The organism is Terriglobus sp. YAF25 (assembly GCF_052113305.1).
Classification (GTDB): domain Bacteria; phylum Acidobacteriota; class Terriglobia; order Terriglobales; family Acidobacteriaceae; genus Terriglobus.
In genome coordinates this window covers 1-10,727 of the sequence record NZ_JBFRCY010000235.1, presented here as the reverse complement: position 1 = coordinate 10,727, position 10,727 = coordinate 1, and the positions used below count along the sequence as shown (strand labels likewise).

Genomic DNA, 10,727 nt, shown 5'->3' with positions numbered 1-10,727 from the left:
GAAGAATGGCTTTCCGAAAGAGCTCTTCCTTGGAACCGAAAGCCGCGTAAATTCGGGCCGAAGCGATACCGAGCTCTTTCACCAAATCGGACATCGACACGCCCTCAAACCCGCGTTCCCAGAACAGATCGCGAGCTTGAAGTAACGCTCTCTCCGCATCAAACTCCCGGGGGCGTCCCGCCATCATTCGCTCCTTCCTAAGAAGAATAATTGACAGCAGACGGGTTTGCTCCTATTCTTTGTCAATCGGCAAAGAATAGGAGTTCAGTTATGCGGGCTGCAGTGGTGGTGGAACTAGGCAAACCCCTCGTTATCCAGAATGTACCTGGCCCCGAATGCCCAGYTGACGGCGCGATCATTCGGGTAGGAGCTAACGGTATTTGCCGAACAGACTGGCACCTGTGGACGGATGATTGGGCTTGGCGAGGCCTAGCGATCAAGCCGCCGTTCGTGCTCGGACACGAATTTAGCGGGACCATTGAAGAAGTGGGGAAAGATGTACGGAAGTGGAGGAAAGGGGATCCGGTCATCTTTCCCATGAACCCTGGCGATGGTGTCTGTGAGTGGTGTTTAAGTGGCAATCAGAATGTTTGCGACAAAGGGCATGAGCTTGTGCCCGGAGTCTCGTATTGGGGAGCATTCGGCGAATTCGTCGCGGTCCGATTCGCAGATACCAATCTGGTGCGGCAGCCGGACTCTCTAAGCTTTGTGGATACGGCAAGCCTTGCCTGCCGATACATGGCAGCGTTCCATGGCCTGGTCGATCAGGCCAATGTGCGCGGCGGGGAGTGGGTGGCCGTGTACGGTGCGGGAGGAGGCATGGGGCTCTCCGCGGTCCAGATTGCCGCAGCAACCGGGGCGAGAGTCATTGCGGTCGACATTTCCGATAATAACTTGCAAGCGGCGACCGAACTCGGTGCGACGTACACCGTCGACAGTCGGAAAGATGATCCGGTAGAAGCAATCCGGGAGATTACCTCCGGAGGAGCCCAGGTGTCCGTGGATGCGCTTGGCATTCAAGCCACCTGCCAGCAGGCCGTGCGCTCCCTCAGGAAGCTGGGGCGGCACGTTCAACTCGGACATACGACAACGAGAGAGGCTGGATATGTTCCGCTACCGATCGATGAGATCCTGCTCAAGGAGTTGCGACTCTACGGGACCTTCGGAATGCAGGGGCAACGGTACGGCGCGATGCTTTCGATGTGCGTCGCCGGAATACTGCAGCCAGGCAAGGTAGTCCGCCAACGGATTGGTCTAGACCAGATAACGGCGACCTTCGAACAGATGGGGACCTATGGCACGGCCGGGATCGTTGTGATCGATCGATTCTGAAATCAGGTGCGCACTTTATAGGACTTCACTATCGATTTCGAATAGTGATGCAATCAAGAACCAGAGAAAATTAACCCAAGGCCCAGGCCCTTTACTTCGAAGAGAGTTGCTGCTCGATCATTTGTTCAAAGTCCTTCTTCTTCCCAAAGCCAGTGACAGAAGATCGAATGATCCCATTACGATCGATGAGAAAGGTCGAGGGCAGCGATTCGTTGACGCCATATGACCTGGCAAGCGCACGCTTCCCCAGCGATATCGGATAGGTAATTTTTAATCGTCCCAGCGCCGGCCGCACGGCGGTCCAACCGTCCTCATCCATGGAAAGACCGACTACGATTAACCCTCGATCCCGATAGCGATTGGAGAACTCTTCGAACCAAGGCATTTCTACTCGGCACGGAGCACACCATGTAGCCCAAAAGTTGAGGAGTACAACTTTGCCTCGATACTTTACGAGCTCCAAACTCTGTGAGTTTTGATCCTTTAGGGAAAATATGGGAGCCTTTTTGACCGCTGCGGTTTGAGCCGCAGCGGTAAGAGGGTACGCTGCCGCAAATGAAAACAATGCGACAAACAGAGATGTCTTTTTCATTCGCAGCCTGCCTTAACCGACCAGCGCAGGAATTTCAGCGCGAATAAATTCCTTCACACCTTCAGGTCCGGCGATGTGAAGAGTCATCGGCTCGGAGCCGTTAAGAAGGTGGACGTCGAAGGTAAAGAAGGGGCAACAGAGACGTTCATTGCCGATCCATTCGGCCACGAGTTGCAGTGTATGTGCATCCGACGGAAACATGAATTCGTACCCGTCCTCAATTTCCTTAGCCGCGAGACGCTGCGAGTGGAGTGCAGGCGTCAGAAACTGAGACTGGCGTTTCCGCTGTTCTTTCGTCATCGCATTCATATTGCATGCAAAGACAGGTTTAGATTTCTCCGACGATTGAGCGGTCATGGGTGGTCCTTGACTCACGAGCATGGCAGAAATCAACAGGATTGCGACCTTTATGTGTGGAATCGTCATGTTTCTCCGATCTGTGAGCAAGCCGTGCTCACTCTTCAAACCGTAAAACTTCAAGTTAACTTGAAGTCAAGCGAGTAGCATAAGTACATGCCGAATTTGACTATTTCGGAGATTGCAAAAGAGGTCGGGCTGCGTCCTTCTGCCATTCGCTACTACGAGCAGGTTGGAGTACTGGAGCCAGCAGACCGTGTATCCGGTCAGAGACGCTACGACAAGACGGCGGTCTATCGATTGACTCTGATCCGGCGCGCACAAGAGGCGGGATTCAGCCTCACCGAAATCCAGGAACTCTTCACGGGTTTCAACAAGGAGGTTCCGGTTTCGGCTCGATGGGTAGCCCTCTCGCAACGCAAACTTGCCGAGTTGAGAGAGAAGATCGAGGGTCTTCGTTTCACGCAAAGTGTTCTTGAGGATATGGTTCGGAACTGCAACTGCAAAACTCTTGAAGATTGCGGCGAGGGGATATTCGTCCAGACCGGCGGAGTCAATAGTCTGGGAGTAGCTAGTTGTTGCGACACAAAACGACGTCGCTAACGTCTGCTGCATCGTCCGACACGAACAGCGGATTTCGTCTTCGACATACCATTCAGCGAACGAGCCAGGGAGCCTTGGTCGTGTGGCCCCACCCACCTTCGGGAGGGGCCGGTGGGTGCGTCGTGAGTTGAGTTAGATTGAGAGCTCCCTTTGAGCGTGGTTCCCATAAAGGAAATTGCAATTCAGGCATTGGCTTCGCCTGGAAGATGCGGCGCGTTTGTCGAGCAATCCATCGTGCGGATGTCTTCGCCTTTTTGCGCCGGGCACTATCTGTCGAGATCCCGGTCCCGGCGTACATCTGCCGATAAAGCTTGGATAGCAGTACGAACGCAAGGCGCGCACGAAGGGTTGGCGTACAGGCGGATCGCTTCCAGATTGCTCCGAACTCATAGAATCTATCCCATACTCCCTGCGTCCGATCTCGAATTTCATCGGAAGTCATGGACGGATGTGGCGTAAACATCTTGGGGCGGATTGTTGTCGGAATGAGCCAGTATCTTGTAATGGGTGTCCCTTCCACCATTTGTGGTTCGACAGACTGCTCCTTTTCCCAGCGTCCAAAATCGATGGTTCCCGGAAATGGAGTCATCATGACAAACTGTGCGAAGGTCACATCTGCTTTCAAAGCCAGTTCCACGGTAGCTCCGAAGGTGCCGGGCCTGTCCGTCGGCAGGCCGAAGATGAATGATCCGAGGACGTGTAGTCCGTGCTTTCGAAACTCCTGCAACTGTTGCACTAGACGGTCGCCGGAGTAGTTGAAGTCTTTGTAGACGGCCTTCAATCCTTCTGGTGTAACCGCCTCTACTCCTACCAGAGCGCCTTTGATATTTGCTTTGCGCATTGCATCCAGATACTCAGGGTCCTCGGCCGATTCCATGGTGATCTGTGTGAAGAACACCATATCTTTCGGCAGCTTTGCGAGCTCCGCCATCAGGGCGAACCGTTCATTGCGCGTCTGGAGCAACGACGCTAAGCGTTCGAGGTTGTTCTGCTCCCGGGCCWGTCGCAGGTCTGTCAAGGTGACGGGATAAAAATTGTCGTCCGCTAATGCGATGAATCGGAACCCTCTGCGCCTGAGGTCGACGATCTCGTCGATCACGCTCTCAAAGGTTCTCTGTCGTGGCTTCTGGCCGTCCGTTCGCCATACGGAACAGAACGAGCAGTGCTTGGGGCATCCGCGGATTGTTTGCACGGAAGCCCACATATACTTGTCGGTCTGCATCAGGTCCCACCGAGCCGGCAGGAACTGATCCGCTTCAAGCCTCCCGCCTTCGTAGAGGCGCCCGGCGCACCCTGCCTCGAGATCCAGCAGTACTTTTCCCCAGGCAACATCGCCATCGCCTTTCACGACAACATCAGCACAACCATGTTCAAAGGGTTCTTCGGGAAACAATGTCGCATGAATACCACCGTAGACGACCTTGGCGCCATGTTCATGTGCGATCCTTCCGACTTCGTAACCTCGCAACGCGTTGCCCGTGTGCACACTGATCCCGACAATATCCCCCGGATGAAGAATGTCTGGATCGAGCGCCTCCAACGATTCATCGACGAGGTTGGGATCACCCATAGAAGCCGGTGTCGCGGCAGCTAGAACAAAAAGCCAGCGTGGTGTAATAACCGCTGTTCCAAAAGAATTATCGCTGGGGTTGATTAGATGTACAGCCATCGTTCGAATGCCTCGACTTTCGTGGGTGGTCGACAGGGAACCAGCGTGACGGATGCTCCATCTGGCGAATGTTTGCTACCTGCTCACCCAATCTGGATCGACTGGAGCGTGGCGAAGACCTGCTCGTCATGACGGCCAGGATCGATCTCAAGATCGAGAACGGGGCCATCTTAACGACGAGTCCGATCGACAGTTCAAGTCGCTGACATTGCTACACGAGTGTTGTAGCGTTGGGCAATCAGATTTTCCAATCCGTACTTGTGTGCAGGGACTCTTCGAGCAGCTCTGCTCGCCGTCCATCATTGCGCCTGTGAAGACAGATGCCGGCTGCCAGAGAACCGATAATAGCGTCGATAGCAGTTCACGCAGCGTACCGGGAACAGCCTGAAGAAACGCATAAAGCGATCCATTGAACCAGCCTCGGCTTCCTCGAAATGAATCGAGGTACAAAGCGGGCACTGGTTTTCACTGAGCAGTTGCGGAAGTAGGTGAGACCGCATATCTTCCCTCATCCGAGTCGCTTTTTATCCTTAACCGGGTCGTGGAAGACCGTGATGGATGAGGAAGGTTCAATAACTATTGAGTCGCCCGGCTTTCTTGCCACTGTCGCTTCAGGCGCCACCTTCGAGCCGAATGGAATGATGTTCTTGTGAATCTTGCGAGCGAGGTGGCTCTTAACGCCTGTTTTCTTGGGGCTCATACTGGTACTCCAGTCGGGATCCGGTTGCTTACTTGAAGGGTGCTCGTCTGGAGCGAAGCAAAAGGATTGCTGAAGGCGAGAGAAGCTCGATGGTGACTGGTTCAACCATACGCCTCCACAGGAGTTCGTGCCGAAATAGTCTATTAAACGACGGGGGCACGAGAGGGCCTTTCAGGATGGATTTTCTTGTTGCTACGCAGAAGTCAATGCGATCGGAGTGTCAAGGCATAACTGCTGACCAGCTATGGCGATACTTCCGCAGTCTAGAAATACGAGTTAAGATCAGCTCGATAACTTCACTGCAGCGGATCTTCTCTGAAAGCCTATACTTGCCACATTGGGGATTGGCCTGCTTGCAAAATGACCCATCGCTAAAAGGGCGCTTCCCCGGCCCACGGAGGGGATATGCACTATTTCAGTGGCTGGCAGTGCCGTAGTTGCGGAGGCTTTACAGCGATCGCAATGGGTGAGGAGATGGCTTCGTCTGTTCCAGGTACGGCGCCGGTATTTCATTGGCGATCTGCTGATGCGACTTGTGAGAAGTGTGGGACAGTCACGGCTATATGTAGTTCAGGCTTACTGGATATGCCCATGAAAAAGATGCAGGATCAAGCTTCCTGGGATTTCGCCCGTACGATCTGCCACTCAAATCTCAACGCTCTGACAAACCTTATTGAATAGAAGATATGGGGACGAGATCTGCCCGAATACACTCTGGCGGGTCAAATCGGATTTCAGTCTCCAACAGGCAACTCCAAAAGAAAAAGGGAGCAGCCTTCGGCTGCCCCCTTCTAGATTAAAGGTCCGAGTTAGGCGACCTGAACGTTTTCAGCCTGCCAGCCCTTGGGCCCTTTAGTGACATTGAACTGAACCCGTTGGCCTTCCTGCAGTGAGCGGAAGCCGTTGCTCTGGATGGCACTGTGATGGACGAAAACATCTTCGCCGTTATCGCGGCTCAGAAATCCAAAGCCTTTTGCGTCGTTGAACCACTTAACTGTTCCTTGTTCCATGATGTTGTTCCTTTATGACTCGATTTACCGCTGAACGCAATTTGGGGTTTTTCTGCGAGTAAAGCGACAAGCCAGAACAAGCAAGCATACCAGATCGATTCCAACGACTGCTTTTAGTCTAGCAGGAGTTCCGGAGCAAAAAAGCGAAAGCCGCACAAAAAAGTGCTAAGGATGATCACGGTTGGAGCCAGATGTGGCATCTACTTCGCCAAAAGCGAAACCGTTAAGGGCTGAAATCTGCTTGCCGCCGGCTTTGCGGTCCACTCACTGCCGGAAGCCCAAATAGCAAACACCTCTTTGCGACATGCCCATCGAAAGCCGAACGTTTTAGTTTGGGCTCTTTGCCGGTGACAAGCAGGAAGCTAGGTGCGGTGTGATGGGAGTGCCAAATTACTCACCAGGAGGATTGACAGCTCAAAATTCGACTGTATACAGTGTTGCGGCAATGCCCTGAGGAATGCAAAAGCTCATTTGCCTGATGCGTTGCAGTTGTAGAAAACAGTTCGTATGGGCTCAAGTGGAACACTACTGAAGAGTTGGATTGCGGCGGCATTGATCCAATATTGCATAAGGAGAATTATGTCCCGCCGATTGCTCGAGCTGTGTCTTGCTTTGGCAGTGTGCGCTCCATCTTTGCGTGCGCAGAGCTATCCGCCGGCTCCTTCGATTCCTGGGCAGAATGTAAATGGCATGCATATCTATATCCGGGCAGGATTGAAGACGCATGCGCCGGGCTTGCATGACTATCCGCAGTTTCTTGCGGACTGGAGCAAGGTGCTGACCGAGCATGGCGCTGTTGTGGACGGTTCGTATCATTTCCCCACGGATGATGAACTTGCGCACATAGATGTGATCGTCTTCTACAAGGGTGACTCTGGTTACTTGACGGACAAGCAGAAAACGACGCTCGAAGCTTACCTGAAGCACGGCGGCGGCGTGGTAAGTATCCACGATACGATCTGCGGACCGGATCCGGCCTACTTTGCCACAATCTTCGGTGGAGCGAAAAAGCATGGTGAGGTGAACTACACCTGGGATGCTCCAATCCCGTACACCATTGTCGACAAGTCCGATCCGATCATGCAGGGGATGGCGGATGTGACTCTGCCGGATGATGAAGCATTCTTCAGCATGACATGGGCGCAGAATCCCAGGATTCATGTGCTGGCGACCACCGTGATGGCGGCAACGCCGACCGCCGGCACACATAAAGGAGAGGTGGTTCCCCAAATCTGGACCTACGAACACACACTTCCAGGCGGCCAGCCGGCACGCGCGTTTGTCTGGATGCAGGGGCACAAGTACGAGAGTTTTTCTAACCCACAGATTCAGGCAATGCTGTTGCGTGGTATCGCGTGGGCGGGCAAACATCCGGTGAACGAGCTGGTAGATTACAAGGCCCCGCCGCAAGGGAATCGCACGCCAGGAGCGCCGGCAGGAGTTTCTGGTCAATCCGTGCAGAACCACTGACAATGAAGGGCACGTCTGAAAGGGCGCGTGCAGGATGCTGCGGAAACGAGATTGAAGTTATCCATGAAACCGACTCGCGCTCGCTACGGTGTGGTTGCCCTGGCAATTTCGCTGGCTGTGCTCTCTTATGTGCAGCGAGTGGCTATCTCGCAGGCGGCTGTTCCAATCGCTCAGGAACTTCATTTGAACAAGGCACAGATGGGCCTTATCTTCGGCGCCTTCGGTTTGTCGTATGCGCTATTCGAACTCCCGATGGGGCTGCTCGGTGATCGCATCGGTGTCCGCCGCATTCTCCTGCAGATCGTATTCGCGTGGTCGGCCTTCACCGCATTAACCGGTGCCGCATGGAACGTGGCCAGCATGTGGGTGATTCGTTTTCTTTTTGGTGCCGGGGAGGCTGGCTGCTTCCCAAACCTGACGCGCATGTTGAGTGTCTGGTTGCCGCGGCACGAGCGTATCAGGGCTCAGTCCATGATGTGGGCTTTCACTCGATGGGGCGGCGCTGTCACGCCGCCATTGGCGCTGGCGTTGATCACTGTGGTGGGGTGGCGCTGGGCATTCGTACTCTTCGCACTTATGGGCGTGCTTTGGTGTGTCGTGTTTTCCTCATGGTTTCGCGATGATCCGCTACGGCACGGCAGCGTAAATGTTGCGGAGGCCGATCTGATTTTGCAGCAGCGTGCGCTGACCACCCATGGTGCGGAGCACAATTGGCTAAAGGTGCTGTTCACGACCCGCGTGCTGCTGCTGACGCTGCAATACTTCTGTTTCTCGTTCGTTTGGTATTTCTACATCACCTGGCTACCTACATACCTGCGCGAAGCGCGGGGACAAACCGTCGCGCGCGCGGCCACGCTATCCGTGATTCCGCTGCTTTTCGGAGGAGTGGGATCGCTGCTGAGTGGAATGTTGCCGCTGCGCGTACCACGCCGCATCGTCGCCTTATGCGGCTTTTTGTTTACGGCAGTGCTGCTGTTTCTGTTTACGCGCCTCACCGACGTATTGCCGGCGATGATCTGTCTCGGCTTTGCAAGCTTCTTCAGCGATATCACCATGCCGATCTCCTGGAATGCGTGCGTGGAGATCGGTGGTCCATACACCGCTACAGTGGCCGCAACGATGAACATGCTGGGTAATCTTGCGGGCTTTGTCGCGCCGGTATTTGCAGGTTTTCTGCTGCAGCGTAGCGGCGGCAATTGGAATTCTCTGATCTACACGATGGTAGGGGCGGCGTGCGTCTCCGCAAGCTGTTGGCTCGTGCTCGATCCGGAGGGTAGGTTGTCTGCTCCGGGGCAGGGAAGCTCAGTACAAATGTTGGACGCTCAGGCAGAAACGAATTCTTTGTAAGTTGACTCAAAACAACTGAACTCTGTATACAGTTGCAGAAATCTCCAGCCGGTCCAATGTACTTGTTCCGGATCCTCGAAAAACAGGTGAGACGATGGTCATCGATTTATCTGGCAGGACGGCAGTTATCACCGGCGCAAGTCGTGGCCTTGGAGAGGCGATGTCGCTGGCCCTGGCGGAAGCAGGTGCGACGATTGCGCTGGTGGCGCGCGATGTTGAGCGGCTCAGGTCCGTCAAGTCCGCCATTGAGGCGAAAGGCGGCACTGCGGAGTGGTTCACCGCCGACGTGACGTGCGAGAGTGATGTGACCCGGCTGCAGGAGCAGGTTCAGCAGCGCTTTGGTGCTCCCCAGATCCTAATCAACAATGCCGGAACCAACATCCGTAAGCCGCTGATCGAGTTCACCCTGGAGGAATTTCGCAGCGTGCTTGACTCGAGTCTGATCTCCACGTTTCTGCTGTGCCGCGCGTTTGTACCAGGTATGCAGGGCACAGGCTTCGGGCGCATTCTGAACATGACGTCCATCATGAGTCATGTTTCGCTACCGGGGCGCACGGCCTACTCGTCAGCGAAGACGGCGCTTCTTGGGTTGACACGCGCACTTTCACACGAGCTCGCGTCAGAGGGCATCACCGTCAACGGCATCAGCCCTGGGCCCTTCGGCACCGATATGAATCTGCAGGTGATGAACAACCCCGAGGCGAATGCGCAGTTCTTGGCCAGCCTTCCAGTCGGACGCTGGGGCAAGGTGGAGGAGATCGGTGCGCTGGCCTGCTATCTGTGCTCGGAACATGCCGGCTTTATTACAGGGACGGACATTCTTATCGATGGTGGGTGGACCGCGAAATGATCTTAACGATAGGGCATGAGGACGTGAGACGAAACAGGGGGCAAGGTCAGTATTTAGGACACAGGTAGAGTTTTTGCTCCAGGAAGGGCGGCAGGAAAAATGCAATTCAAATCAGGATTGAGTAGGGGCGGGTCACTCAGCCTTCTGTCCACATTCTTATTTGTGTCACAATTTGCCGCCAGTGAAGGTGGTCAGAACTCCCCCGAAGCTAAACCTGCATCCCTGACGGCCCCGGGTGATTGGCCAATGGTCGGTCGTGATGCAACGGGGACACGTTATTCCCCGCTGACACAGATCACCCCGGAGAATGTGAACAAATTGGCGGTTGCATGGGTTTATCGCATGAAGCCGGCAGCAAGTACCGGCGCGACGCAGCCTTCCTCGACAGCTTCACCAGCCACATCGGGCTTCCATCAGTCGGAAGATCAACCCCTTGTGATCGGTACGACGATGTATGTAGTCACTCCCTACAGCCGAATCGTTGCTTTGGATTCGGCAACGGGTGCGGAGAAGTGGGTGTTTGATATTCCCGATGGTGACAATGCTTCGATGCGTGGCTGCGCCTATTGGCCCGGCGATGCAACCTCAGGGCCTTCAATCATCTTCGGCACTCGTCTCGGACACATGTATTCGATCAGCGCAGCAACGGGACAGATCAACTCCGACTTCGGTACTAACGGGATGGTTGATCTCAAGACCCCCGAAGTTATGACGACCGGCATGGATAAGAGCTATATTTTGCCCTCTCCCCCGGTTATTTATAAGGGACTGGTCATTACAGGCGCAGGACCTGGGGA

Annotated in this window: 11 protein-coding genes and 1 pseudogene; 6 read left to right on the top strand and 6 right to left on the bottom strand. The window is 54.5% G+C overall.

All coding sequences use genetic code 11. The features are described from left to right. A partial coding sequence (locus AB4043_RS11675; protein WP_442307109.1) for a helix-turn-helix domain-containing protein occupies positions 1-187 on the bottom strand: 187 nt, incomplete at its 3' end. 83 nt (positions 188-270) lie between these two features. Here AB4043_RS11675 and AB4043_RS11670 point away from each other — a divergent pair. Beyond that, the gene (locus tag AB4043_RS11670; RefSeq protein ID WP_442307108.1) at positions 271-1,332 is read left to right on the top strand and encodes a zinc-binding dehydrogenase; all 1,062 of its coding nucleotides are present in this window, start codon (positions 271-273) and stop codon (positions 1,330-1,332) included. A gap of 91 nt (positions 1,333-1,423) precedes the next feature. On the opposite strand, the gene AB4043_RS11665 is transcribed toward AB4043_RS11670, so the two are convergent. Continuing rightward, positions 1,424-1,924 carry a TlpA disulfide reductase family protein gene (locus AB4043_RS11665; protein ID WP_442299314.1) on the bottom strand — a complete coding sequence of 167 codons (501 nt, stop codon included), beginning with the start codon at positions 1,922-1,924 and terminating at the stop codon, positions 1,424-1,426. Positions 1,925-1,936: 12 nt separating this feature from the next. Next, on the bottom strand, positions 1,937-2,350 hold the full coding sequence (locus AB4043_RS11660) for a hypothetical protein (protein WP_442299315.1): 414 nt from the start codon (positions 2,348-2,350) through the stop codon (positions 1,937-1,939). Positions 2,351-2,437: 87 nt separating this feature from the next. Here AB4043_RS11660 and AB4043_RS11655 point away from each other — a divergent pair, with 87 nt between their 5' ends. Further along, on the top strand, positions 2,438-2,884 hold the full coding sequence (locus AB4043_RS11655; RefSeq protein ID WP_442299316.1) for a MerR family transcriptional regulator: 447 nt from the start codon (positions 2,438-2,440) through the stop codon (positions 2,882-2,884). Between the two features lie 52 nt (positions 2,885-2,936). On the opposite strand, the gene AB4043_RS11650 is transcribed toward AB4043_RS11655, so the two are convergent. The 3 genes from AB4043_RS11650 to AB4043_RS11640 all read right to left on the bottom strand — a co-directional run bounded on the left by AB4043_RS11650 (position 2,937) and on the right by AB4043_RS11640 (position 6,263). Further along, complete coding sequence (locus AB4043_RS11650) at positions 2,937-4,553, bottom strand: B12-binding domain-containing radical SAM protein (RefSeq protein WP_442307107.1); 1,617 nt, start codon at positions 4,551-4,553, stop codon at positions 2,937-2,939. Between the two features lie 508 nt (positions 4,554-5,061). Continuing rightward, positions 5,062-5,253, bottom strand: coding sequence for a hypothetical protein (locus AB4043_RS11645; RefSeq protein WP_442299318.1), 192 nt, complete (start codon positions 5,251-5,253; stop codon positions 5,062-5,064). Between the two features lie 809 nt (positions 5,254-6,062). Beyond that, positions 6,063-6,263, bottom strand: coding sequence for a cold-shock protein (locus AB4043_RS11640; protein WP_442299319.1), 201 nt, complete (start codon positions 6,261-6,263; stop codon positions 6,063-6,065). A 579-nt stretch (positions 6,264-6,842) separates the two neighbouring features. Here AB4043_RS11640 and AB4043_RS11635 point away from each other — a divergent pair. The 4 genes and pseudogenes from AB4043_RS11635 to AB4043_RS11620 all read left to right on the top strand — a co-directional run. Beyond that, positions 6,843-7,733 (top strand): ThuA domain-containing protein, encoded by an 891-nt coding sequence (locus AB4043_RS11635; RefSeq protein ID WP_442299320.1) that lies wholly within the window; start codon positions 6,843-6,845, stop codon positions 7,731-7,733. A gap of 27 nt (positions 7,734-7,760) precedes the next feature. Further along, positions 7,761-9,080: an MFS transporter gene (locus AB4043_RS11630; protein ID WP_442299321.1), complete on the top strand. Its 1,320-nt coding sequence runs from the start codon at positions 7,761-7,763 to the stop codon at positions 9,078-9,080. 94 nt (positions 9,081-9,174) lie between these two features. Next, positions 9,175-9,930: an SDR family NAD(P)-dependent oxidoreductase gene (locus tag AB4043_RS11625; RefSeq protein ID WP_442299322.1), complete on the top strand. Its 756-nt coding sequence runs from the start codon at positions 9,175-9,177 to the stop codon at positions 9,928-9,930. Positions 9,931-10,176: 246 nt separating this feature from the next. Further along, a pseudogene (locus AB4043_RS11620) lies at positions 10,177-10,727 on the top strand (hypothetical protein); the annotation flags it as partial.